This window comes from Litorilituus lipolyticus (assembly GCF_006439335.1).
In the GTDB taxonomy this organism is placed as follows: Bacteria; Pseudomonadota; Gammaproteobacteria; order Enterobacterales; family Alteromonadaceae; genus Colwellia; species Colwellia lipolytica.
Genome location: NZ_SAWY01000038.1, coordinates 229,721 through 255,456, shown reverse-complemented (window position 1 = coordinate 255,456; position 25,736 = coordinate 229,721). Strand labels below are relative to the sequence as shown.

Annotated in this window: 23 protein-coding genes and 3 tRNA genes; 11 read left to right on the top strand and 15 right to left on the bottom strand. The window is 36.7% G+C overall.

What is annotated here, in order from left to right; all coding sequences use genetic code 11:
* The first annotated feature begins 100 nt into the window (after positions 1-100).
* From EPA86_RS16120 to EPA86_RS16110, 3 genes are all read left to right on the top strand, one after another.
* A tRNA-Asp gene (locus EPA86_RS16120) sits at positions 101-177 on the top strand.
* A 66-nt stretch (positions 178-243) separates the two neighbouring features.
* Positions 244-320, top strand: a tRNA-Asp gene (locus EPA86_RS16115).
* A gap of 491 nt (positions 321-811) precedes the next feature.
* Positions 812-2,632: an acyl-CoA dehydrogenase C-terminal domain-containing protein gene (locus EPA86_RS16110; RefSeq protein ID WP_140605407.1), complete on the top strand. Its 1,821-nt coding sequence runs from the start codon at positions 812-814 to the stop codon at positions 2,630-2,632.
* Positions 2,633-2,711: 79 nt separating this feature from the next.
* Here the strand turns inward: EPA86_RS16110 and EPA86_RS16105 are convergent, their stop codons facing one another.
* Both EPA86_RS16105 and fadE read right to left on the bottom strand, forming a co-directional pair.
* On the bottom strand, positions 2,712-3,404 hold the full coding sequence (locus tag EPA86_RS16105; protein WP_140605406.1) for a TetR/AcrR family transcriptional regulator: 693 nt from the start codon (positions 3,402-3,404) through the stop codon (positions 2,712-2,714).
* A 109-nt stretch (positions 3,405-3,513) separates the two neighbouring features.
* Positions 3,514-5,943: an acyl-CoA dehydrogenase FadE gene (fadE, locus tag EPA86_RS16100; protein ID WP_140605405.1), complete on the bottom strand. Its 2,430-nt coding sequence runs from the start codon at positions 5,941-5,943 to the stop codon at positions 3,514-3,516.
* A gap of 262 nt (positions 5,944-6,205) precedes the next feature.
* Here fadE and EPA86_RS16095 point away from each other — a divergent pair, with 262 nt between their 5' ends.
* On the top strand, positions 6,206-6,985 hold the full coding sequence (locus EPA86_RS16095) for a class II glutamine amidotransferase (RefSeq protein WP_140605404.1): 780 nt from the start codon (positions 6,206-6,208) through the stop codon (positions 6,983-6,985).
* Positions 6,986-7,012: 27 nt separating this feature from the next.
* On the opposite strand, the gene rlmF is transcribed toward EPA86_RS16095, so the two are convergent.
* The 7 genes from rlmF to fdxA all read right to left on the bottom strand — a co-directional run bounded on the left by rlmF (position 7,013) and on the right by fdxA (position 12,000).
* Positions 7,013-7,954, bottom strand: coding sequence for a 23S rRNA (adenine(1618)-N(6))-methyltransferase RlmF (gene rlmF, locus EPA86_RS16090; RefSeq protein WP_140605403.1), 942 nt, complete (start codon positions 7,952-7,954; stop codon positions 7,013-7,015).
* Between the two features lie 2 nt (positions 7,955-7,956).
* Positions 7,957-8,442 (bottom strand): DUF2947 family protein, encoded by a 486-nt coding sequence (locus EPA86_RS16085; RefSeq protein WP_140605402.1) that lies wholly within the window; start codon positions 8,440-8,442, stop codon positions 7,957-7,959.
* Positions 8,443-8,618: 176 nt separating this feature from the next.
* Positions 8,619-8,695, bottom strand: a tRNA-Val gene (locus EPA86_RS16080).
* A gap of 130 nt (positions 8,696-8,825) precedes the next feature.
* Entirely contained in the window at positions 8,826-10,205 is a 1,380-nt protein-coding gene (locus tag EPA86_RS16075) for an MATE family efflux transporter (protein WP_140605401.1), read from the bottom strand.
* Positions 10,206-10,350: 145 nt separating this feature from the next.
* Positions 10,351-10,557 (bottom strand): CPXCG motif-containing cysteine-rich protein, encoded by a 207-nt coding sequence (locus EPA86_RS16070; protein WP_140605400.1) that lies wholly within the window; start codon positions 10,555-10,557, stop codon positions 10,351-10,353.
* A gap of 142 nt (positions 10,558-10,699) precedes the next feature.
* On the bottom strand, positions 10,700-11,605 hold the full coding sequence (locus EPA86_RS16065) for a fructosamine kinase family protein (protein WP_140605399.1): 906 nt from the start codon (positions 11,603-11,605) through the stop codon (positions 10,700-10,702).
* 62 nt (positions 11,606-11,667) lie between these two features.
* Positions 11,668-12,000, bottom strand: coding sequence for a ferredoxin FdxA (gene fdxA, locus EPA86_RS16060; RefSeq protein WP_140605398.1), 333 nt, complete (start codon positions 11,998-12,000; stop codon positions 11,668-11,670).
* Between the two features lie 146 nt (positions 12,001-12,146).
* Here fdxA and EPA86_RS16055 point away from each other — a divergent pair, with 146 nt between their 5' ends.
* Positions 12,147-13,793: an NAD(P)/FAD-dependent oxidoreductase gene (locus EPA86_RS16055; protein ID WP_140605397.1), complete on the top strand. Its 1,647-nt coding sequence runs from the start codon at positions 12,147-12,149 to the stop codon at positions 13,791-13,793.
* Here the strand turns inward: EPA86_RS16055 and EPA86_RS16050 are convergent.
* Positions 13,790-14,560: an SRPBCC family protein gene (locus EPA86_RS16050; protein WP_140605396.1), complete on the bottom strand. Its 771-nt coding sequence runs from the start codon at positions 14,558-14,560 to the stop codon at positions 13,790-13,792. The genes EPA86_RS16055 and EPA86_RS16050 overlap by 4 nt on opposite strands.
* A gap of 34 nt (positions 14,561-14,594) precedes the next feature.
* Entirely contained in the window at positions 14,595-16,673 is a 2,079-nt protein-coding gene (locus EPA86_RS16045; protein ID WP_140605395.1) for an EAL domain-containing protein, read from the bottom strand.
* Positions 16,674-16,962: 289 nt separating this feature from the next.
* On the opposite strand from EPA86_RS16045, the gene thrS reads away from it, so the two are divergent.
* The 5 genes from thrS (at position 16,963) to EPA86_RS16020 (ending at position 21,717) form a co-directional block, all read left to right on the top strand.
* Positions 16,963-18,873, top strand: a complete 1,911-nt coding sequence (thrS, locus tag EPA86_RS16040) for a threonine--tRNA ligase (RefSeq protein ID WP_140605394.1) — start codon at positions 16,963-16,965, stop codon at positions 18,871-18,873.
* 191 nt (positions 18,874-19,064) lie between these two features.
* Positions 19,065-19,622: a translation initiation factor IF-3 gene (gene infC / locus EPA86_RS16035; RefSeq protein ID WP_140605393.1), complete on the top strand. Its 558-nt coding sequence runs from the start codon at positions 19,065-19,067 to the stop codon at positions 19,620-19,622.
* A gap of 146 nt (positions 19,623-19,768) precedes the next feature.
* Positions 19,769-19,963, top strand: coding sequence for a 50S ribosomal protein L35 (rpmI, locus tag EPA86_RS16030; RefSeq protein ID WP_077284678.1), 195 nt, complete (start codon positions 19,769-19,771; stop codon positions 19,961-19,963).
* 15 nt (positions 19,964-19,978) lie between these two features.
* Positions 19,979-20,338 carry a 50S ribosomal protein L20 gene (gene rplT / locus EPA86_RS16025; RefSeq protein ID WP_118959002.1) on the top strand — a complete coding sequence of 120 codons (360 nt, stop codon included), beginning with the start codon at positions 19,979-19,981 and terminating at the stop codon, positions 20,336-20,338.
* Positions 20,339-20,613: 275 nt separating this feature from the next.
* Positions 20,614-21,717: a phosphoribosylaminoimidazolesuccinocarboxamide synthase gene (locus tag EPA86_RS16020; protein WP_140605392.1), complete on the top strand. Its 1,104-nt coding sequence runs from the start codon at positions 20,614-20,616 to the stop codon at positions 21,715-21,717.
* Between the two features lie 93 nt (positions 21,718-21,810).
* On the opposite strand, the gene EPA86_RS16015 is transcribed toward EPA86_RS16020, so the two are convergent.
* The 3 genes from EPA86_RS16015 to EPA86_RS16005 form a co-directional block, all read right to left on the bottom strand.
* On the bottom strand, positions 21,811-22,455 hold the full coding sequence (locus EPA86_RS16015) for a GNAT family N-acetyltransferase (protein WP_140605391.1): 645 nt from the start codon (positions 22,453-22,455) through the stop codon (positions 21,811-21,813).
* Positions 22,456-22,562: 107 nt separating this feature from the next.
* Positions 22,563-23,429, bottom strand: coding sequence for a substrate-binding periplasmic protein (locus EPA86_RS16010; RefSeq protein WP_140605390.1), 867 nt, complete (start codon positions 23,427-23,429; stop codon positions 22,563-22,565).
* A 77-nt stretch (positions 23,430-23,506) separates the two neighbouring features.
* Positions 23,507-24,541, bottom strand: coding sequence for a Leu/Phe/Val dehydrogenase (locus tag EPA86_RS16005; protein WP_140605389.1), 1,035 nt, complete (start codon positions 24,539-24,541; stop codon positions 23,507-23,509).
* Between the two features lie 278 nt (positions 24,542-24,819).
* On the opposite strand from EPA86_RS16005, the gene EPA86_RS16000 reads away from it, so the two are divergent.
* Positions 24,820-25,224 carry a DUF4826 family protein gene (locus EPA86_RS16000; protein ID WP_246058432.1) on the top strand — a complete coding sequence of 135 codons (405 nt, stop codon included), beginning with the start codon at positions 24,820-24,822 and terminating at the stop codon, positions 25,222-25,224.
* Between the two features lie 16 nt (positions 25,225-25,240).
* Here the strand turns inward: EPA86_RS16000 and EPA86_RS15995 are convergent, their stop codons facing one another.
* Positions 25,241-25,714 (bottom strand): GNAT family N-acetyltransferase, encoded by a 474-nt coding sequence (locus EPA86_RS15995; RefSeq protein WP_140605388.1) that lies wholly within the window; start codon positions 25,712-25,714, stop codon positions 25,241-25,243.
* Positions 25,715-25,736 lie beyond the last annotated feature (22 nt).

Genomic DNA, 25,736 nt, shown 5'->3' with positions numbered 1-25,736 from the left:
GGGGGTCGCGGGTTCGAGTCCCGTCCACTCCGCCAATTTTGTTAAATCATCATAACTGATGCGATGGGAACATCGTTAACTATTCAACAAGCAAGATCGCGGAGTGGTAGTTCAGTTGGTTAGAATACCGGCCTGTCACGCCGGGGGTCGCGGGTTCGAGTCCCGTCCACTCCGCCAATTTTGCAAAATCATCATAACTGATGCGATGGGAACATCGTTAACTATTCAACAAAACAAGATCGCGGAGTGGTAGTTCAGTTGGTTAGAATACCGGCCTGTCACGCCGGGGGTCGCGGGTTCGAGTCCCGTCCACTCCGCCAATTTGCTAAATTAAAATCTAATTCCCTTCTAAGATAATCTAAGCACTAAATTTTAAACTCAAGCACAAGAATATTTTCTCTATATTTAAATTAATATAAATTCGATTTTACTCTGCATTTGTACTAAATCTGTAGAGCATGCATCATATTATTCATAATCTCATAATCTCATAATCTCATAATCTCATAATCTCATAATCTCATAATCTCATAATCTCATAATCTCATAATCTCATAATTTAATTTATTTTAGCCTCGCAGTTATTTACGAATCTTAGTTTTTATATTTATTCAAACCTTAATCTAGCTTGAACACTAAGTTAAAGAGCTGTTTTACTGTTTTATTTCAACTGGATAATAGTAATAAATCTCTTTTTAATTAATCTTGATATTAAATAAATGAAAAAATAACTTGAATTAGTGGTACGACCAGTGCTTTAATCATATCTATAAATTACATAATATTCACAATAAGTGATTGGAGCTTTTTCATGCTAACTTACAAAGCACCGGTAGCAGACATTAACTTTTTACTAAAAGATGTGTTCGGCTATTACTCTCATTATCAAAAATTTCCAGAATTTGAAGAAGCCACACCAGATCTAGTTGATGCAATTTTTCAAGAATGTGCAAAATTCTGTGAAAATGAATTATTACCGTTATACCAAAGTGGTGATAAAGAAGGTTGCCAATTTGACAATGGCGTTGTTACTACGCCAAAAGGTTTTAAAGAAGCATATCAGCAATATGTTGAAGGTGGTTGGCAATCGCTATCTCATCCCGTTGAGCACGGTGGCCAAGGTCTTCCACCGTCTCTTGGCATGGTTAAATCGGAAATGATGGGTACAGCTAACTGGTCTTGGGCTATGTACCCTGGTTTAAGTCATGGAGCAATGAATACCGTTGAAACTCATGGCACTAAAGAACAAAAAGAACTGTATCTAACTCGTTTAACTGAAGGTACCTGGACTGGCACTATGTGTTTGACCGAGCCACAATGTGGTACTGATTTGGGCCAAGTTAAAACTAAAGCGATCCCTAATGGAGATGGAACATATAACATCACAGGAACAAAGATTTTTATTTCTGCTGGTGAGCATGATCTTACGGAAAATATTATTCATATCGTTTTAGCGCGTTTACCGGATGCGCCAGCAGGAACTCGTGGGATTTCATTGTTTATTGTGCCTAAGATTCAAACCGATCAGCAAGGAAATCTTGGTGAAGCGAATAATGTTACTTGTGGTTCAATTGAAGATAAAATGGGTATCAAAGCTTCTGCTACAGCGGTACTTAATTTTGACAACGCAAAAGGTGTATTGATTGGCCCTGAAAATAAAGGGTTAGAGTGCATGTTCACCTTTATGAATACAGCACGTATTGGCACAGCACTTCAAGGTGTGTGTAGTGCTGAATTAGCCTATCAAAACTCACTAATCTACGCAAAAGAACGTTTATCAATGCGTTCACTAACAGGTAAGAAAAACCCTGAACAAGTTGCCGATCCTATTATCGTGCATCCAGATGTGCGTAAAATGTTAATGACTCAAAAAGCTATTTCTGAAGGTGGCCGCGCAATGATTTACTATGCGGCCAAGTTAGTTGATGAAATTGAAATGGCGAAAACCCAAGAAGAGCGTGAACAAGCAGATGAAAGGCTTGGTTTTATCACACCTATTTTAAAAGCTTTTTTAACTGAGTTAGGTTTAGAAAGTGCAAACCATGGATTACAAATTTTTGGTGGTCATGGTTATATTAAAGAGTGGGGCATGGAGCAAATTGTACGGGATGCGAGAATTTCAACCCTGTATGAAGGAACAACAGGAATTCAAGCACTTGATTTATTAGGCAGAAAAATTCTACTTACTCGTGGGAAATCCTTGAATAACTTTACAAAAGAAGTGCTATTGTTCTGTAAAGATAAGAGTGTACTTTCAAAGAACCCTCATAAAAGACAAATGAATAAGTTTATTTGGCCATTAAGTAAAGCTGTTGCTAATTGGCAGCAGTACTCTTTACGTATTGCTCTGAAAGCGAAAAAGAACCGAGATATTGTAGGATCAGCCTCAGTTGACTACTTGATGTACTCTGGTTATATCGTTATGGGATATTTTTGGGCACAAATGGCTCAATCGGCATATGAGAAACTAGCGACTGATGTAGAAAACAGAGACTTTTATCGCGCGAAGATAAAAACAGCTGAGTTTTATTTTAACCGCATGTTACCTCGAACTAAATCTCATGCCAAAACAATGATGGAAGACCCTAAAACCTTGATGCAACTTGATCAAGAGTTGCTTTCATTTTTGTAAACTCTAATAGTTTCACCATAAAAAACGCACAATATTAATTGTGCGTTTTTTATTTTGCATCAGTTAAATAACTGAAAAATTACTTAATGCCAATCACCCAGCTGATTATTTTATTGGCTGTTTTCCTTACTTCTTCAACATTTTTCTCATGGCTTTGTTGTTTAGCTAGTAAGCTATATTTGAGTTGAGTAAAGATTGTTCTCATTAATTTAGCGTCTAATTCAGGATCTGTTTTATTAAAAAATCCGCAAATATGTTCAAATGGCAGTAATTGCGCTTGTTCATGTAATCGAGCCAGTTCTCTTAGTACTGGGCTCACTTGAATTTCAGTAAATAACAATTGTTCTACAGCGAGCGATTTAGCCTGTTTTTCAATGTGGTCTAGTAAGTAAACTGTAGTCATATCTGTAAGCTGCTCACACAAGTCAGCTTTTACAGACGATTTTCGTAAACTTGTTTTATCCGTTGAATTTAACAGTATGAAGGCTTGCTCAAGCACGCTATCACTTCGTGAGAGGATTTGTTCAGAATTATGTTTAAATGCTTGCTGAATTAACTCTTGAATATCTTTAAAATAATAAGTGGTTAAAGAAAGCTGTAAATCAGCTTGAACGGCTATCGCTCGATGGGTAGTTCCTTTAATTCCTTTTTGTGCCAATACCTCTATTGTTGCATCTAGAATTTTCTCTTTTGTTTTTTCACCTTTAGTTCGTCGCCTTATGGGAGACTTTAACGAACTTGGGATGATATTTTCGGTTTCTAATAAGGTCATAAATCTACTACCAATAATTATTAAAAATAAATTAACGCCATATTAACATTTGTTTTGCTTTACCGAAAAATAAAGATGTTATGGCTTATTACATTTAACAACAGTTTGATTACATCTTTTGTTTAGCGGCAACCAGTTCATCTGAAGCGAAGTCATCTACAGCGATTGTCCATAGGCGACTTTTTTCAGCTCGAATTAAATACTCAGCCTCAGCTTGTGAAATTGCCTTAATCTCTAAGCCTTGTTCCGCTAATTGATCAAGTTGCGTGAATGAAAGGTTTTTGCCTAGAGCTTTACATATTTTTTTAAATGCACTTTCACATTGAATAACATCATCTAATGCTTGCTCTAATTTGCCGAATACATTTGTTTCATTGCGAGTTAGGTATTGCCCTTGGCCTAGGCGGGTTCTGGCCGAATTACGATGTTGTAACAAGTGAGCAACCTGGTGATCAATGTCATCTGACGGTTTAGTTAGCCACGTACCTAAAGGGAAAATAGCCACACGTAAGCAACGTGCAACCCATCGGTTAGGAAAGTTATCTAAAAGTGCTATTATCGCTTGTTGAATGGTAAATAAGGAATCTTCAACAGCCCAGCTGACCAAAGCTAAATCCTCATTTGGACGGCCGTCATCATTGAAGCGTTTTAAGGCTGCACTAGCTAAATATAAATGGCTTAATATATCGCCCAGTCGAGCTGACATTCTTTCTTTTCTTTTTAAATCAGCACCCATAACTAACATTGAAATATCTGAAAGCATCGCGAGGTTTGCACTAAAACGCGTTAGTAACTGGTAATAACGTTTTGTTTGGTCGTTAAATGGGCTATTTAGTAAGTGAGCGCCCGTTAAAGAGCACCACATAGTACGGCTTATATTACTGATACTAAAGCCAATATGGCCAAACAATGCATGGTCAAAATCATACAGTGCTTGTATTTTATTTTTATTACTTGCTGCTTGTAACTCTGCAAGGATATAAGGATGACAACGTATAGCTCCTTGACCATAAATTATCATGCTACGCGTTAGAATATTTGCCCCTTCTACTGTTACAGCTATTGGTGCACCTTGATAGCCTCTTGCTAAATAATTATTGGGTCCCATGCAAATTCCTTTGCCGCCATGAATATCCATAGCATCAATAATTGAAGAGCGCATTTTTTCAGTTAAATGGTACTTTGAAATTGCTGAAATAACTGATGGCTTTTCACCGAGATCAATAGCACCGGTAGACATGGTTGTTACTGCATCCATTACATAAGCATTACCACCTATACGAGCTAAGGCTTCTTCAATCCCTTCCATTTTACCTATAGGCATTTTAAATTGATGTCTAACTTTACAATATGCACCAGTTGCTAGAGCCATGGCTTTAACGCCTCCCGCACTGTTTGACGGCAGAGTAATAGCCCGACCGACAGAAAGGCACTCAACCAACATTCTCCAGCCCTGGCCCGCCATTTCTTGACCCCCAATGATAAAGTCTAATGGCACAAAAACATCTTTACCTTGTGTTGGTCCATTTTGAAATGGGACATTTAATGGGAAGTGGCGTCGTCCAATGGTGATACCTTCAAGATCTGTTGGAATGAGGGCACAAGTGATGCCCAAATCAGTGGAATTACCAATTAGATGATCAGGATCTTGTAACTTAAAAGCTAATCCTAAAACAGTGGCGATTGGGGCAAGAGTAATATACCTTTTATCCCAATTTAATCTCATCCCTAGTACTTTTTCATTATTAAACTCGTCATAACAAATAACACCAGTGTCTGGAATTGCTCCGGCATCGGAGCCTGCTTCTGGGCTTGTTAAAGCAAAGCAGGGGATTTCTTCACCTACCGCTAAACGTGGTAAATAATAATCTTGTTGCTCTTTAGTGCCATATTCTTGTAAAAGTTCACCTGGGCCAAGCGAGTTAGGCACACCTACGGTGCTTGCAAGTACTGAGCTAACACCGGTTAATTTTTGTAGCACTCTTGATTGCGCATAAGCTGAAAACTCAAGTCCACCATATTTCTTTTTAATTATCATCGCGAAGAATTTATTATCTTTGAGGAATTGCCAAACTTCTGGTGATAAGTCAGCGATTTCATGAGTAGTATGCCAATCAGAAACCATTGAACACACTTCATCAACTGGGCCATCAAGAAAGCTCTGTTCTTCGCTGCTTAATCTGGGTTTAGGGTAGTTATGTAATTTTTTCCAATCTGGGTTGCCTCTAAATAATTCAGCATCGAACCAAGTTGTGCCCGCATCCAGAGCTTCTTGTTCAGTGGTTGACATTTGTGGCATGATTTTTTGAAAAAGTGAGAGTAAAGGCATGCTAATAAATTGATGTCGAATATTATCAATATTCAAAGGCAGCGCTATAACTGCAAATAGTAGCCAGGAGACAATACCAATGACATCAAAAAAACTGCCCACTGCTAAGAGCGCTATAAAACAGAAAGTGTAACTTGATAAAGAAGCTCTTACGTAAGTCATAAACCAAGTTAATGAGATTGCGATAATTAACCAAATTGTAATATCCACTATTATTCCTTTATTTAAACAACTTTACTTGATTGTCATGATTTGAGTATTAAACAAAAATTAAAGTAATTGAATTTTCGTCATATTTTCTAAATGTTATACTCTATTTATAGATCAATTAGGTTAAGATAGTAAAATAAATTTATAGTTAGTTTTGACCTGTTTTATGGTTTTCTTGTTGTAGAACAGTTTTGCTAACACATTTAGCTAATTTATTGGTTTACATCTATTTAGTTATTAATAAGTAAAGGTATTCGATTTTATGTGTGAGCTATTAGCCATGTCAGCAAATGTACCAACGGACATCTGCTTTAGTTTTAGTGGGTTAATGCAAAGGGGAGGGAATACAGGCCCTCACAGTGATGGTTGGGGAGTAACTTTTTATGAGGGGAAAGGATGTCGAAGCTTCAAAGACCCAATGCCCAGTGCCCAATCACCAATTGCGGAGTTGGTCACTAAATACCCAATGAAAAGTGAAGCCGTTGTTTGTCATATTAGGCAAGCGAATTCTGGTGCGGTGTGTTTAGAGAATACGCACCCCTTTGTTCGTCAAATGTGGGGAAGAAATTGGACTTATGCCCATAATGGTCAATTGAAAGACTTTAAAGAAAATTTACCGATAAAATTGCATTTACCTATTGGCACTACTGACAGTGAACACGCTTTTTGCTGGATATTAGATCAGCTTCATTATGAGTTTGGTGAGCAGTTGCCAGATAAAAATACACTTTTTAGTTTTATTGCTAAGTTAAGCCGTAAAATAGATACATTGGGTGTTGCCAATATTATTATTACTGATGGTGAATCTCTATTTGCCTATTGTTCTAATAATTTACATTATTTAACTCGACGCGCGCCGTTTGGTCAAGCCAGCTTGATTGATGCGGAAGTTGCTGTTGATTTTCAAAAAGAAACCACACCCAACGATATTGTATCTGTTATTGCGACTAAGCCGTTAACTGATGATGAAACGTGGATAAAGATGTTACCTAAACAATGGCAACTTTTTTGTCTCGGAGAGTCTATTGCAGGTGAAAGTTAAAACTATTTGAATTAGTAAATTATGTGATTAAGAAGTGGGGAAATAACTCCAAGCAATAAATCGACTTACTTTATTTCCCTGCGCCATTTTAATTATTTTAACTTGTTCTACTTTGGCTTTTTTAAGCGCTTGTTTTATCAAAAACAAATTGTCTTTTTGCGAAACTAAACAAGTGAACCAATAGACTTGATTTTTAAATTGTTTACTCTCTTTTACCATATTGCGAATAAAGGCAAGCTCACCACCTTCACACCATAGTTCTGCCTTTTGCCCTGAAAAGTTTAACTTTGCTGAATTTTCTTTTTGATTGTAATTTTTCTTACTGTTTAAGTTTCGCCACTTTTTCAAACTTCCTTGGTTAGCTTCCTTTAGTGACTTATGAAAGGGAGGGTTACATAACGTCATATGAAACATATCACCTTGATTTATTACACCATTGAAAATATTACTTTGCTTTGGCTGCAGTCTAGTGTGAATATGGCTTGTTAACTTATGATTGTTTTTTAAAATATTGTCAACATTTTCAAGTGATTGAGCATCTATGTCTGAAGCGATAAACTCCCATCCGTAAACTTGATAACCAAGTATTGGATAAATACAGCTTGCTCCTGTACCTATATCAAGAACGTTAACTTGCCTCGCCTGAAAGCAAGTCGGTAATTGAGAGCTTTGCAGTAAATCATTCAAATAGTGAATATAATCCACACGTCCGGGAATTGCTGGGCATAAATTTTGCTCAGGGATATCCCAAAAATCAATGTTGTATTGATGTTTTAATAACGCACAATTTAATGTTTTTACTGACTTATTGTCACTAAAGTTAATGGTTAGTTGGTTATTGTATTTATTGTTTATTAAAAGTGGCTTTAGCGCAGGTAATGACTTACATAATTCAATGAAGTCATAGCCATTATTGTGCTTGTTTTTAGGGTGAAGAACTATTTTGTTGTGAGTGTTATTTTTTGTCATAACTAAGCGTTATTACTAGGCTTATTACCTATTTTAAAGTAACCAGTATTATTAAATTGTACTGCCTCATTACGTTTCTTACCAATGAGAATAGAGCCGTCATCCATAAAGAGAAAGTTTTTCCAGTATTGCTTAAAAACAAGCCAGGTTGTTTCAATTATAAGATTTCTTTCACAACAAAAATAAACAACTGTGTTGTTATCCCAACTTAAGTGTTCTGCAATTAGAGGTGGGAGTCCATCTTCTTCGCTGTCCCATAATCCTTCCCATTTGCCTTGTTCAAGCCAATTGCTTTTATCAAAAGGCCAATCGCCTTTTTGGAAAAAATCTGGATGGTCATTATGGCGACTGATAAAGGTATCCCAAAGTACATTAGAACGTTGTACTGTCATGGGCTTTATTTTTGTTAGCTCTAGCTCATCGATAGGGAGGCTTTTGTGTTTGAAAACCCAAGCATTTTTTAATTGTTCAATGGAGAGATAGTTCATTTATAAGACCTTAATCAGACACTGATAGAATTATATCAGTTATCAATAAATAACAAAGAAAACTTTCTATTACAGTGGAGAGATTGAAAATGCAATTGTTAGTAATACTATGAATTATATGGAATAATTTTGATAAATAGTGCTTAACTATGTGAGTGTAACAGAAATAGTGAGAGTGGTACGTCCGAGTGAATTTGAATCACCGACCTCTACCATGTCAAGGTAGCGCTCTAACCAACTGAGCTACGGACGTATTATAAGGGGTGTTGATGTACTCAACGGGCGCTATGTTAGCTTTTGCAATTGTTGCTTGCAAGTAGTTTTAGAAAGAATACGTAAATATTCCTTTCAATTGCTTATATATTCGTCTAAATGTTTGCTTTTTATGCCAGTGTTGTCTTGCTATCTTGTAAAGCAAATCGGCGCTGAACAACTTTTAATCGCCAAGCAAGTAAAATTGCAGCGGTTGTTAAACCAACAATAAACCCTATCCAAAAACCGTACGGCCCCATTTTAGGAACTATCCAATCGGTTATACCTAAAATTACTCCTACAGTTAAACCAACAAACCAATATGAAACCAGCGTTATATATAAAATTGATTTTGTATCTTTATAGCCACGAAGTGCACCTGCTGAAACTACCTGAATGGTATCAGAAAACTGGTATAAGGTACTTAACAAAATTAAGCTAGCTGCAAGCTCAACAACAGCACTCTCTGTGCTATAGAACCCTGCTATTTGATGACGAAATACTACTGTGATAAAAGCAGTAAATACCGCCAAAATTAGGCCTAATAATATAGCGTAAAAGCAGTAATTTTTAGCTTCTTGTAAATTTTTCTCACCAACCGCGAACCCTACTTTTATGGTGGCGGCCATAGCGATACTTAATGGCACCATGAAGATAAGTGAGGTAAAGTTTAAAGCTATTTGGTGACTTGCAACTATTTCAGCACCAAAAGGGACCAGAATAATTGCGACTACAGAGAATAAACTTACTTCAAAAAGTAAAGATAAAGCGATAGGGATTCCTAAAGCAAGTATGACTTTAATTTCTGCAAAATTAGGCCAATAAAAGGTCGAAAATAGGCTCGCCTTTTTAAGTACTTTAGATAGAGAGCAATAAGTTAACATGCTTATAAACATGGCCCAATAAACCAAAGCAGTTGCTACGCCACAGCCTGCTCCACCTAATGCTGGCACACCTAATTTTCCATATATAAATATATAATTAGCAGGAATATTAACTAACAACCCAATGAGGCTAATTAACATGGTAGGTTTGGTATAAGACATACCTTCAGAATAGTTTCTTAAGACTAAATATAGGCAGTATCCAGGAGCACCCCACACAATATAGCCTAAATAATTGAACATTAATTCTGTTAAGTTACCTTCTAACGTTACTAGTGGTAAGACAATAGGAGCAAGTAAGTAATATAGGACTATGAGTGTCAAGCCAAATGATAAGGCTATCCAAGCTGTTTGATAGGTTTGCTCGACAACATCGGTATATTTCTTTCCGCCAGCTAGTTGAGAAACAATAGCTGCCAAGGCCATTATAACTCCATAAACGGTTAAAATAAGCGGTAACCAAATACTATTAGCTACGGCCACTGCAGCAAGGTCTGTTGCACTGACTCGACCAGCCATCACAATATCGACAAAGCCCATAAGGTTTTGAATCAGTTGAGCGATTAATATAGGGTAAGTCAGCTTTAATAAGCTTTTAGTGTGAGACTTGAATGCAGATAAGTTCATTGAGTTACTTTAAAAATCAAAAAGGGGAGGTTGCATACTAAATAAATGCTTTAGAAGTTAACTAAAGTAGCCTATTAGTTAAGGCATCATAGTAAAGATGTACTCATCAAACAAGGAGTAGTACAAAGATTAACAAAACTTTGAATTAAAAAACTTGCTCATCATCACTATCGACAACAAGTTGAACTTTTTGGCGATATTCATCAATATGCAAGTTATAGTGAATCTCTTTACAACAAGCAGGACATTCATCGTAGTAATCTTGATCACCTGAAGATGAATCAATCGTGGTATGTAAATGATGACCACAATGCGGACAAGTTATGCGTTGTTCAGTTAATTTATGTTGCATATCTTACCTCCGTTCAAAGTGTAAAAGTGTTTAGCATGTCTCATAAGTATGAGCTTTTTCATTGAAAGTGCCATGCTCTATATCAATAATAGTTAATTCTATTGAAATAGAGTCAGGACATATTATTACCTTCACGAAATTTTTAATGCAGTTGTAAAGCCATTATCCGCGACAGGGTTGCTTTTGCCTGTTCAATATAAATACCACCAAAAAGGTTGGCATGATTAAGAATATGATAGAAATTATAAATGATTTTTCTCTTTTCATAACCTGAATTTAGCGGGTACTCTGCTTGATAACCACGATAAAATTCGCTTGGAAAGCTACCAAATAATTCAGTCATTGCAATGTCAACTTCTCTATCGCCATAATAGCATGCAGGATCAAAGAGCATGGCTACTTCAGCAGTAAAACCAGTATTTCCTTGCCATAAATCACCATGCACAAGGCATGGTTCAACCTTGTGATGTAATAACGCGTCATGACATGTTTGTGCTATGTGCTCTATATCACCGAGCAGTATTGACTTTTCTGACAGTAACTGTAATTGCCAAGCTATTCTTTGATTGGCAAAAAATGTCCGCCAATTACTACTCCAGTTATTTGGTTGAATAGTTTGCCCAATAAAATTATCGTGCGGCCAACCAAATTGGCCGTGCTGTGTTTCATAATGTATTTGAGCTAACTGCTGGCCTAGTTGATACCAAAGCCTCGGTTTTGCTTTGCTAAACTCTATGTAGTCTAAAATAAGAAAGCTTTTGTCTAAACTCGTGCCTATTCCTGTTACTTTCGGGCAAGGAATGATATTTAGGGCATGCAATTTTTTTAAAGAGTAAGCTTCAGCTTGAAAGTTAGCTAAGCACTCTTTCTTGTTTAGCTTGATGAAAAAACTTCTTTGACTATCAGTAACTTTATAGGAAAGATTTAACGGAGGATCAAATTCCTCAATTGGTTGGTTAAAAGCGCCATGAGATACAGCTTCTTTGTGTAGAATTTTAAATGCTTTACCCGTTTCAATACTGATTGCTTGTTCTATACATTGCCACATAGCAATTACCAAAGATCATTGATAATGATTTTAGTATAGACGTATTCTGATTAGTGCGGGGGTTATTCATTTTCAACTTTTAAGTATTTTAATTTATTTTCAACACCATCCCATTTTTTCGCCTCTGCTAAAGGGGGTTTTAGCTCAGTTATTCTTGGCCATACTTGAGATAACTCTTTATTTAATTCGATGAACTCTTTTTGATGCTCTGGTACAGCATCTTCTTGGAATATTGCTTCAGCAGGGCACTCGATAGGGCATAAATCACAATCAATGCAATCATCGGGGTTAATGGCTAAAAAGTTTGGCCCTTCATAAAAGGCATCTGCAGGACATACCGCAACGCAGTCGGTATATTTACATAAAATACAATTGTCGGTGACAACAAAGGCCATGCGAACTCACTTTATAAAATTTTAAATTTAAAAATTGGCTGCATCATACCTTCGCTGACAGTAAATTCAATCTCTTGTTTTCACATAGGCAAACAATCAGGTAAAATGCAGCCAGATTTCCCCTTGCCAATTTTGGATCTTTAAAGATGATACGTCTAACCGATATAAAACTTCCCCTTGATCACCCTGAAGAGGCCATAGAGCAAGCTATTTTAGCTAAGCTATTAATTAGTCAAGAGCAATTAATTTCCTTCAATGTCTTTAAACGTGGTTACGATGCAAGACGTAAAAGTAATATTATTTTAATTTATACCTTAGATGTGGAAACTTCAAATGAAGCACAATTGTTATTAGATTTTGCCAGTGATAATAAAATAAAGCAGACTCCTGATATGCGCTATAAATTTGTTGCAAAAGCTGGAGAAATATCTGAACGTCCTGTCGTAATTGGTTTAGGGCCTTGCGGGTTATTCGCAGGCTTGGTATTAGCACAAATGGGTTTTAAGCCCATTATTTTAGAGCGCGGTAAAGAGGTAAGGGAAAGAACTAAAGATACTTTTGGTTTTTGGCGTAAGAAGATCCTTAATACCGAATCTAATGTTCAATTTGGTGAAGGTGGAGCTGGTACGTTTTCTGACGGTAAGCTGTATAGCCAAGTGAAAGATCCTAAACATTATAGCCGTAAAGTATTGAATGAATTTGTTGAAGCAGGCGCGCCAGAAGAAATTCTATATGTAAGTAAACCTCACATAGGTACCTTTAAATTGGTTACTATGGTTGAACAAATGCGCGCCAAAATTATAGAGTTAGGCGGTGAGGTTAGGTTTGAGCAGCGTGTTGATGAAATTCATTTTGACGATGTGGATGAAAAAAATTCTGAGCAAAAACGAGAGGTTACTGGTTTAACCTTGGCATCAGGCGAGCATATTAAAACCAAGCATATTGCATTGGCTATTGGTCATAGTGCAAGAGATACTTTTAAGATTTTACATGAGCATGGCGTGTTTATAAAAGCTAAACCATTTTCGGTAGGTTTTAGAATTGAACATGAACAATCTGTTATTGATGATGCAAGATTTGGCACAAATGCTGGTAATCCTATACTTGGTGCTGCAGATTATAAGTTAGTACATCATTGTAAAAATGGTCGTTCTGTTTATAGTTTTTGTATGTGCCCTGGAGGAACTGTAGTTGCAGCTGCTTCTGAGGAAAATCGTCTTGTGACTAATGGTATGAGCCAATATTCACGTCATGAGCGCAATGCCAACAGCGCCATTGTTGTAGGTATCGAGCCAAAAGATTTTACCGAAGATGGTGACACAAGCAATGTCTTAGCTGGCATTGACTTTCAGCGTCAACTTGAAGAAAAGGCATTTAAACTAGGCGGGGCAACATATGATGCTCCTGTACAGTTAGTTGGTGACTTTATTGCAGGTAGAAAAACTGGGGAGCATGGCAGTGTAATTCCATCTTACAAACCTGGTGTTACCTATTGTGATTTAAGCGAGGCATTGCCAGACTATGCCGTAGCAGCAATTCGTGAAGCATTACCTGCTTTTGAACGAAAAATAAAAGGTTTTTCTATGGATGAAGCCACCTTAACCGCTGTAGAAACTCGTACCTCGTCTCCCATTCAAATTACGCGAGATAAAGAAAGCTTGCAAAGTATCAATGTCAAAGGGCTTTTTCCAGCTGGAGAGGGGGCAGGTTATGCAGGGGGGATTTTATCAGCAGGTATTGATGGAATAAAAATAGCGGAAGCTATGGCACTATCTATGTGCTCTGAAAGTTAATTACTTGGTGTTAACTCTTTAATGTGAGGGATATCATGTTGTTGCCATATTGATTCTGGTAATTGACGGTGAATATTCCTTATGCTTTTCCAGATTGATTTCAGTGCAAAGTGCTTAGCTAACCATTGTGGTACGTTACCACCGGCATCGGCAATAAACTGATATTCAATATTTAAGTGATGAATTTCTTTGGTTTGTTCATTTATTCTCAAAGAAGGAGTTAACAGCCATTGAGCCTGATGAATATTAACTTTGATTATATCATCTCGCTCTTTTGGGAATAGCTGTTCTATTATTTTATCTTCGGCATCTGTAAGCGCTATCTCAACGGATAAATCTTTATTTTGCCAATACCGTGATTGGATGAAAAGCAAACGTTTTTTTATTGGCCACAATCCTTTGAATTCAATGTAAAATTGATTCTCTTGGGGTGAGTTTTGTCGAGTTATTTCACTTCTTTTGGCATTTATTAGCCAACGAGGCGTATTTTCAACGTCTTGAATAAAAAGTAAAAATGCAGAAAGGCTAGAATCAACTTGAAGTGTTGCTTTAACCTCTAATAAAGGAACATTGTCGCTATTGTATATATGACTATTACGGTAACTCACTTCAATGTGGCTATTTTTTTGCCATACACGCCATTGAGGTTTTTCTAATACTTTGTGTGCTTCATTGGTACTTTGAGCATCTTGATGATAAAGCAAACAAATGATCACAATTAAAAAATGGAATAAGCCATTTTTTCTATCTAGCCATGTCAATGTCATTAAATTTATTGGTAAAGATATTAATGGTTTATTATTACTTATTTATTTGAAAAGTGCTATCGAGCAATTTTGTCATCGCTTGTGCTGAAATAGGTTTACTGAATAAGTATCCCTGTCCAAGATCACAATTAACCTTACGTAAATATTGGCATTGCTCTTCAGTTTCAATCCCTTCGGCAACAACTTTTAGATTAAGGGCGTGTGACATAGAAATAATTGCGTTGATTAAAGCCCTATCTTTTTCTGCTGTGGCAATTTCATTAATGAAGCTTCTGTCTATTTTTATCACGTCAAATGGGTAAGTCCTTAGGTAACTTAACGACGAGTAGCCCGTACCAAAGTCATCCATCGCCATTTTTACACCCATTTGTGTAATAGAATTAAGCATACTTTCAACATAATTATACCCACTGAGTAATACCCCTTCTGTTATTTCTAATTCAAGATTACTCGCATGAACATTGTTCGCTTTAAGCGTATCATCAATAAACTGTACTAATTGTGGGTCTCTAAATTGTCTAGGTGACAAGTTCACGGCTATTTGAAAATCTTGTTGATACTCTTTATGCCACAGGGCAGTTTGTTTTAATGATTGCTCTAAAACAAATTTACCCAGTTGTATGATATTGCCTGTTTGTTCTGCAATAGCAATAAACTCATCTGGTGGTACATTCCCTAGCGCGGGGTTATTCCAACGCAATAAAGCTTCTGCTCCCATTATTTTTCCATTAGATAAATTGGTTTTTACCTGATAAAAAACGGAAAATTCATTTCTATTGAGTGCACCGTGAATTTGCTCTTCAATTGCTAAGCGTCGTTGGGCACATTGATTCATTTGTGCGGTGTAATATGAAAAGGTGTTCCTGCCACAGTTTTTAGCATCATACATCGCAGAATCTGCATTTCTAAGCAGTTCAGAAGAGTCTCTAGCATCATTGGGATAAATAGCAACACCAACACTTGCGGTGAGTAACAGCTCACGCTTATGTATAACAAACATTTCTCTAAATTGATTTAATAAATTATCAATAATAGGGTGTGCTTCATCTACACTTTTAAGTCCACCGAGAATTATTATAAATTCATCGCCGCCAAGCCTGCCCACTGTATCGACACTTCTTACTACACCACGTAGTCTGTTAGCCGCTTCTTGTAATAATCGATCGCCAGTTTCATGGCCTAACGTGTCATTTACCTTTTTAAAGTCGTCTAAGTCTAAAAATAATAAAGCGACTAACTCTTTATTACGGTTGGCTTCAATACAGGCATGTTTGAGCCTGTCGAGTGAAAGAAATCTATTTGGTAAATAAGTTAATGAATCAAAATGTGCTTGATATAAAATTTTTTCTTCATGTTTTTTTTGCACACTAATATCAGAATGAGTACCGATAAACCGTACAGCGTTATTATGTTCATCCTTTTGAATAACTTTACCGCGAGATCTTATCCACATATAGCTATTGTCTTGGCAAAGAAACCTAAACTCAATATCGTACTGACGTGCCTTGCCTTGCATATATAAATCCATGGCATTCATTGCATGGGTTATATCATCTGGATGAACTCGCTTTTTCCATTCTTCAAGAGTGTAAGGGAAGGCATCTTTTTTATAGCCTGCCATAGTGTAATATCGTTCATCATACTCAACCAAATTGGTTTTAATATGCCAATCCCATACCCCATCGTTGGCTACTTTCATCGCGAGTTGGTAACGTGTATCACTTTCTAATAATGCGCGCTCCGTTTCAACACGTTCGCTTATATCTTGCACGGTCCCTAAAACACATTCTTTATTTTCGAAAGTTATTTTTTTACCAATGACCTCTGCAGGAAAAATTGATCCATCTTTTCGTTGCAACATTACCTTTATTGCATGCTTCTCTTTACTGTTTTTACTTTGCTCAAATGAAGAGTGATCTTGATTAGGTGCTTTCATATCAAAAACGGTTAGGTTTAATAGTTCTTCGCTGCTGTAGCCTACCATTTTACAAAATGCGGGATTGACAAAAATGTAATTGCCATGAATGTCAGCAACACTAATGCCTTGTGTTGATTGCTGAGTTAGTACTTTGAAAATGTTGTCAGATTGTTCGATAAGTTGTTGTGTATCCATAGTGTCAATGTACCTGATAAGAAGCGGGCAAATTGTGTGTTTATTAAATTCCTTCTTTTTTACAATGATAGTCCATTTTGATAACTTTACCTGATATTGAATGTTGTTATTTTGTAAGTATAAATTTTATTGTTAAAAACCTTGTGTAAACCATTGAAGGCTTTTACAATCAGGCCTTAGAAAAATACTTTTTAAAAAGAGCTTTGTGCTCTTTTTTTTGTTATAAAAAATCAAGTTTAAAATTCAAGCGACGCTTGGTATGCGCCGCCACTGACTTAAGGAAAAATTCATGCCTGTTATAACTCTCCCTGATGGTTCACAACGCTCTTTTGAAAATGCAGTTTCGGTAATGGACGTTGCTCTTGATATTGGCCCTGGTTTAGCGAAAGCGACCATTGCAGGTCGTATTAATGGTGACTTAGTTGATGCTTGTGAGCTAATTAAAGATGATTCAACTTTACAATTAATTACCAGTAAAGATGATGAAGGTCTTGAGATCATTCGCCACTCTTGTGCGCATTTATTAGGACATGCTATTAAGCAGTTATGGCCAAATACTAAAATGGCTATCGGTCCGACCATAGATAATGGTTTTTATTATGATGTTGATCTGGAAGAGACTATTACAGAAGATGATTTAGTTAAACTTGAAAAGCGTATGACAGAACTTGCTCGTACGGGCTATGAAGTTATTAAGAAAACAGGCTCTTGGCAAGATGCTTACGATGCATTTTCAGAGCGTGGCGAAACTTATAAACTAGAAATTCTTGATGAAAATATCGATAAGTCTGATACACCTGCGCTTTATCATCATCAAGAATATATTGATATGTGTCGTGGTCCTCATGTACCAAGTATGCGCCATTGTCACCATTTTAAATTGATGAAAGTAGCTGGAGCTTATTGGCGTGGTGATTCAGATAATAAAATGCTGCAACGTATATACGGCACTGCTTGGGCAGATAAAAAGCAATTAAAAGCATATATCCAACGTTTAGCTGAAGCAGAAAAGCGCGACCACCGTAAAATTGGTAAAACATTAGACTTATTCCATTGGCAAGAAGAAGCGCCTGGAATGGTGTTTTGGCATAACGATGGCTGGACGATTTATACTGAACTTGAGAAGTTTGTTCGCGAAAAATTACATGAATATGATTACGACGAAGTGAAAGGTCCATTAATGATGGATCGTGTACTTTGGGAAAAATCAGGTCACTGGGAAAAATATGGCGATGCCATGTTTACTACTGAGTCTGAAAAGCGCGAATACGCGATTAAACCAATGAACTGTCCTGGTCATGTTCAAATTTTTAACCAAGGCTTAAAGTCTTACCGCGATTTGCCACTAAGAATGGGTGAATTTGGCTGTTGTCATCGTAATGAACCATCAGGCTCATTACATGGTTTAATGCGAGTGCGTGGTTTTACTCAAGATGATGCCCATATTTTCTGTACTGAAGAGCAAGTACAAGATGAAGTAAGCTTATGTATTAAAATGGTTTACGATGTCTATAAAACGTTTGGCTTTGAAGATATCATCGTTAAACTTTCTACTCGCCCTGAAAAGCGTATCGGCAGTGATGAAATTTGGGACAAAGCTGAGCAAGGCCTTGCAAATGCCCTTGATAACTTAGGTATTGCTTTTGAATATTTACCAGGAGAAGGGGCTTTTTACGGTCCTAAGATTGAATTTACTTTACAGGATTGTTTAGGACGTAATTGGCAATGTGGTACGGTGCAATTAGATTTTGCTTTACCTGGTCGTTTAGATGCTTCTTATATCGGTGAAGATGGTGAAAAACATGTTCCTGTAATGATTCACCGTGCAATTTTAGGTTCACTTGAACGTTTTATTGGTATTTTAATTGAAGAATATACCGGTAAATTCCCAACTTGGTTATCGCCAATTCAAGCAACTGTGATGAATATTACCGACAAACAGAGCAAATATTGTGAAAAAGTTGTTAAAAAACTCAAAGAAAGTGGATTTAGAGCAAAACTAGACTTGAGAAATGAGAAAATAGGCTTTAAAATCCGCGAGCACACTTTGAAGCGCGTTCCGTATTTGTTAGTTGTAGGTGACAAAGAAATGGAAGCTGGCGAAATTGCCATCCGCACACGAAGTGGTGAAGATTTAGGAAAAATGTCGATAGAAGATTTTGTTGTTAAGTTAACTGACGAAGTAAATAACCGCCAGTAAGTTAGGTTTCTATCGGTATTTATAAACAATAAGAATTAAATAAAATTATTTTTATTGCTTAGAAAGCAGAAATTTCCTTTTATTTATAGGAAAAAGTGCAGAGTTGATGAATATTAATGAGCACTTTTGACAACTAAATGAAAGGAAATAGCAATTTATAAGTAAACAAAAAAGAGTTCTTTTGGAGGAACATGGCTATTAAAGGTGGACAACGAGGCGGGCGCAAAGAGCCAGCACATCGTTTAAATGAGTTAATCACAGATATCCCAGGTAACGAAGTTCGTTTAATTAAGTTTGACGGCGAAGCTGGTGGCATTGTTACATTAAATGAAGCAATGGACCAAGCAGACGAAGCTGGTGTAGATCTAGTGGAAATAAGCCCAACCGCTAAACCTCCTGTTTGTCGAGTGATGGACTACGGCAAGTTTCTTTATGAGAAATCTAAAGAACAGAAAGAACAACGCAAGAAGCAGAAACAAATTCAGGTTAAGGAAATTAAATTCCGTCCTGGTACAGATGAAGGCGATTATCAGGTCAAACTACGCAACCTGAAACGCTTTTTAGAAGGCGGCGACAAGGTCAAGGTTACATTACGTTTCCGTGGCCGTGAAATGGCCCACCAAGAACTAGGTATAGAACTTTTAACTCGTGTTAAAAACGATTTAGAAGAGCTTACTGTAGTGGAGTTTTTCCCGCGTAAAGCGGAAGGACGCCAAATGGTGATGGTTCTAGCCCCTAAAAATAGATAAAACTTGGTTTGACAAGTAATAACTGATTTCAGTTATTCACCAACTTTATCTTTACGCTGGTAGTAAAGGCTTACAAGTAAAGTAATTGTAAAATTATTTTCGCCTTGGCTACTTAATATTTGGCATAACAATGCGGAGTTATTCACATGCCTAAAATGAAAACCAATAAAGGTGCTGCAAAGCGCTTTAAAGCAACAGCAACTGGCTATAAGTTCAAACAAGCTGGTTTACGTCATATCTTGACTAAACGTCGTACAAAAGTTAAGCGTCATTTACGTGCTAAGTGCATGATCGCTGCTTCTGACATCAAGTCAGTTAAAAAACTTTTACGTCACGGTTAATAGGAGAGATAGAAAATGGCAAGAGTAAAACGTGGTGTACAAGCTCGTGCACGTCATAAGAAGGTTTTAAAGCAAGCTAAAGGTTACTACGGTGCTCGTAGTCGCGTTTATCGCGTTGCTTTTCAAGCTGTTACTAAAGCTGGCCAATACGCATACCGTGACCGTCGTCAACGTAAGCGTCAATTCCGTCAACTTTGGATCGCTCGTATTAACGCAGCAGCTCGTCAAAATGGTTTATCTTACAGCCGTTTCATTAATGGTCTTAAAAAGGCTTCTATTGAAATCGATCGTAAGATCCTAGCTGACATTGCAGTATACGATAAAGCAGCATTCACATTCTTAGTTGAAAAAGCGCAAGCTTCTTTAGCTGCTTAGAATTGAATAAGCTTTAAATGATAAGGACGCTTTCGAGCGTCCTTTTCTTTTTTAACTAATTAACTTAAGTCACTTTAGCCCATTTACCGCGTTTAAAAGTACTCACTTATATGCATAAGCTCCGTGCTTTTACCTTGTAAATGAACTAAATTATCTCAACTTAATTTAGTTAACATTGTAAGAACTAAGTTTGAGTTTATGTAATCAATGCTATTTCATTGCTGAGATAATATTTATTACATTAACTAAATATTTTAAGATATAGGGTTTGTACCATGAGTCTTGCTGATAAAGTTTTAGCAGTAAATAATGATTTACCTATTCGCACCGATGCGCCTGTTCATAGTGGCAAGGTACGTAGTGTTTATTGGTTAACCGCTGCTGATAGTAAACGTCTTATTCAAGAAAAAGGTTATGATGTTGCACAAGATACACCATTAGCCATTATGGTTATAAGTGATCGTATTTCTGCTTTTGATTGTATTTGGCAGGGCGAGGGCGGTATGAAAGGTGTACCAGGTAAAGGTGCTGCGCTTAATGCCATTTCAAACCATTGGTTTAAGTTATTTAAAGAGCAAGGTTTAGCTGATAGTCATATTTTAGATATTCCACACCCTTTTGTCTGGATTGTCCAAAAAGCAAAGCCTGTGATGATTGAAGCAATTTGTCGTCAATATATTACGGGGTCAATGTGGCGTGCTTATTCTAAAGGTGAACGCGAATTTTGTGGTATCGAGTTACCAGAAGATTTAGCGAAAGATAGTAAGTTACCAGAGCTATTACAAACCCCTTCAACTAAGGGTATTCTTGAGGGTATTCCTGGGGTTCCTGCAGTAGATGATGTCAACATCACTCGTAAGAATATTGAAGAGAACTTTGAGGCTTTCAACTTTAAATCAGCGGATGATATAGCTTTATACGAAAAATTACTCACTCAAGGCTTTGATGTTATTTCGGCTGCTTTAGAGAAAATTGATCAAATTTTTGTTGATACTAAGTTCGAGTTTGGTTACGTAAAAGATAGCAGTGGTACTGACAAGCTCATTTATATGGATGAAGTAGGTACACCTGATTCATCACGTATATGGGATGGTGAACAGTATCGAGCTGGTAAAGTAGTCGAGAACTCTAAAGAAGGCTTTAGACAGTTATTATTAAATCATTTTCCAGATCCTGATATTTTATTGAATAAAGACAGAATGAGCGAACGTGAAAACTTAGCTCGTGATAATGAATTACCTGAATCTGTATTAATGAATGTCTCTAAAACTTATATCGATATAGCTGAAAAAATTACCGGACAAAAGATAGTCTTATCTGATAATCCTAAAGCTGAAATTATTACTATACTAAAAGAGCAATACCAATTAGTTGATTAATTAGTTTACTCTTATTTTAAATAAAAAATCCCAGCAAATGCAGGGATTTTTTTTCTATTAGTTATCACTATAGTGAAATAGATTTAATAAAAACTACTCATCGCATTGAATAATTGTCGACTGACTTGCGACAAATATATCAAACGTTAATGGTTCGGCAAGTAGACTGTCGTCAACTTTATATTCAATAAAACCTACTTGTTTAAAAAATTTAGCTAATTCTTCTTGGCTTTGCTCATTGTTTTCTAGTTGGAGCTGTGTGTAATAAGTTTTATTTCTACTATCCTCACAATCTTCAGGGTCGACAAATTCAGCTAATGGCATACTAAAGGCTGTAATGGATTGTGCTTTAGGATAATGCTTCATGATCTCGGTAATAAGATATTTGGCTACCCCTTGCTTACGGTAATTAGGTTGGACACTTATTGCTTCAAGCATAATATGAGACTTGGCTTTTTTAGTGTCTGCACTTACTGATAATGTTTCACAAAGATTTGAATCTAAGTTTTGTCCTTTAAAGTAAACATTAAGAGGGATTTCCCAGTCGGTATTACCTAGTTGTTGTTCAAGCATCTCATAGCTTTTACTTGCATCTCGGTGCTTATTTAGGGTGATCAGTTCAATTTCTGCTTTGGCTATAACGTTTTTATTTTCATCTTTTACATTAACTTCTTGAGTAAGTTGCCAATCAAAAGCTGATGTCATTTCAGGTTGTTTGAACTCTATAGATAAATTCATAATAGTTTAAAAGTACGATTGCACATACTTTGCTTGTCATAAAAAATTTCTTATATTTTCTAATAACTCGACAGACAAGTCATGTTAAATATGATGTTTTACTCTTTTTAATTTTGTTTCGGCCATTTTAAGGTATGTTTAATCGTATCTTTACTGACTATTTCAGTGCTTTGAAGTTCAATAACTTGTGCTTTTTTAAACTTGCTTAATGGAAAAGCATTTTTAGTGAGTGAATGACGCTGCATATAGCGTTCTAGTTGGCCAGAGTTTTCTAATTTTTCTAATCCTAAGTTGATGCGCTGTGCTAACTTCTTTTTCTTTAAGTTGACAAAAAAGTGCATTGTTAACGGATAACGAATTATTAACTCTTGATAAAACATCAGTTCAGGAAAACTGTTTTGAACTAACGCTAACTCAGCTTGACCTTCAAAAATACTTAAGGGGAGCAAATCGCAGCGTTTTAGTACAACCATTTGTAACATGGCATCAAAGTGTCCTGCTCGATAAACCGTTAAATCATTATGCTCAAGTATGTCAGCATCCGGCCAGTGGGAACCTTGACAAATAACATAGTTTTTTAAATCGTCAATTGACTTGACCGAAGCATACTCATCTTGAGTATCTCGCCTTATAATCATTCCTCGCCAGCCTAAGCCACCTTTAAATAACGGAAAAGGAACTTTATGCAACTTGATATCTCTTGCATTTGAAGTACCTGTCCATGCTACATCATAAAACTCTCCCATAGCGAGCAACTTAATTACACGTTCTTGTCCAGGGTGAGGTACCGTCTGTATAACTGCGTTACCATATTCGTTACTTGTTTCCATAAGTGCTAGCTTTAACAGGCCAATGAAATAGTCATGACTAGCATCATCAGGTTTTTGTTTACCAGTGGTCATGATAGTCGTAACAGCGACGCACTGTACGGTGTAAAAATATACAAGTATGAAGAAAAGGGAAGAGGTTTTCATGCTAGTACCTTAGTTAACAAGATACTAGCAAGTATAGTAAAATAGTGAAAATACGTGATTAAATTTAGAAGTTAGGGTTATTTCCCACCATTTCTAATAATTTCTTGCGCCATCTCGTCGGCAATAATACCGGTAGGGCGTTTTTCATGGTCAGCTTTAGTAAATATTTCCAATAACGTTTGGTAAATCTCTTCGACTTTCTTTGTCGATTTATCAGCACAGTAGTCATTTTCAAATGAAACATTAATGATACCACCGGCATTAATGACATAGTCAGGAGCATATAAGATGCCACGTTCAACTAAAGCTTGATCGTGTTTACTTTCAGCTAATTGGTTATTGGCACAGCCTGCAATTATTTTAACTTTAAATTGGTCAATGGTGTTATCGTTAATTGTGGCACCTAAAGCACAAGGAGCGTATATATCTGCGTCTTGATGGTAAATTTCATCAAGCTCCACGATACTAGCACCAAACTCAGTCGCTGCTTTATCAAGAGCTTCTTTACTGATATCTGTTACGATAAGTTTTGCACCGGCTTTATGAAGGTGTTCACATAAAGCAAAGCCAACACTACCAAGTCCTTGAACAGCAACAGTAAGATCTGTTAGTTCATCACGATTAAATTTATGTTTCACCGATGCTTTAATACCTAAGAACGTGCCTAAAGCGGTAAATGGGGCAGGGTTACCACTTTTTCCTTCTGTTCCTGTAACAAAGGGCGTTACTGTATTTGCAACAGCGATGTCTGCAGTCGTAATATTTACATCTTCAGCACTAAAATAGCGACCATTTAAGCCATTAAGTGCATTACCAAAAGCTTTGAATAATTTATCTGACTTTAAAGTTTTTGCATCACCAATAATGACAGATTTACCGCCGCCCATTGCTAGCCCTGCTAAGGCATTCTTATATGTCATACCTTTAGATAAACGAAGTACATCCGTCAATGCCTCTTCATCATTGACGTAGTCCCACATTCTACAACCGCCAACGGCTGCGCCTAATTTAGTGCTGTGTACAGCAATAATAGCTTTTAAACCACTATCTTCGTCGCTACAGAAAACGACTTGTTCATGATTATCAAAATCGGGTAAATCAAAAAGTGCCATTAATAAATCTCTCTATTGATTTTTGCTTTAGATAACATCCTCTCATTTGTTATTAGATTTCATTGAGTATAGGTATATTATCTGAAACATATGTTGTAATATTTCACCGCACAATAGCATTTAGCCTATATACAGGCTAGTCAGCGACTAGAATTAACGTTGAAGTCAATTTTCTCTAAGTGTTCATAAAAAGATACAATAGAGTCATATAGAGTAAAATTCACAGAGTTTGTACTAGTTGAAGAAGTATTTATAAATAAGGGTAGTAGGAAAAAGTAATGACGCAACCGAAGCAGATGACAGAAGAAGAACAACAACAATGGACAAGGGAGCAGTACCAAGTCGCAACCAAATATTTAGCGACAAAAGGTCTTATCACTCAAAGTGTTGCCGTTGAAGAGAGTCGCTATTTAGTTCCTATTTTGGCTGTCTGGAAGCTTAATTTGAATGATGGTAGTAAGGTATGGGTACTGTGTGGAGACTTACCCACTGATCATAGTAGCGTTGATGTTGCGCCTAGTGCACGAGAAGCTTTGCGTCACTTTGCATTAAAATGGCAGATGCAAGCAGAAAATCTATTCAGAGCAGATGATAAATCACAAAATGATTTTGCAAACTTATTGGTCAGCCGATCAGAAGGTCTGTACCAACTATATGATGATGAATCATTGTGGCAGAAATAACTTTTTTAGCCTGTAATTAATGTGTGAAGTAGTAATTTGCCTCCTTGGCATGGGCTATCGCTGAAGAGATCGAACATGCCATACGTTGTTTAGGCATACCTACTTCCATATACACAGATCCTATGGGTTGAAATTGCTGAGCAATGAAATACTCAACTTTATCTAAAGGCGAGGAAATATAAACTTCTTTAAGTGACAATTCTTGTGCTATCTTGAATAAAGCTTCCATGACAACTTTATCGACTTTTTTACTTCGGTAGCCCTTTACTACGGCAATTCTACTTATTTCTCCTTCAGGAGATATTCTGCCTGTTGCTATTGGTTCTTGACTGGTGTCATCGCAAACCAGCATGTGATATGCAGTTCTATCGCCTTGATCAAATTCTACATTTTTAGGGATTCTTCGCTCACAAATAAAGACTTTTTCTCTTATATTTTTTAATAATGGTGCCGCTTGTTGCCATTTAACTCTACTGATACTGTACGTCATTGTTTAACCCATTCTTGATCAA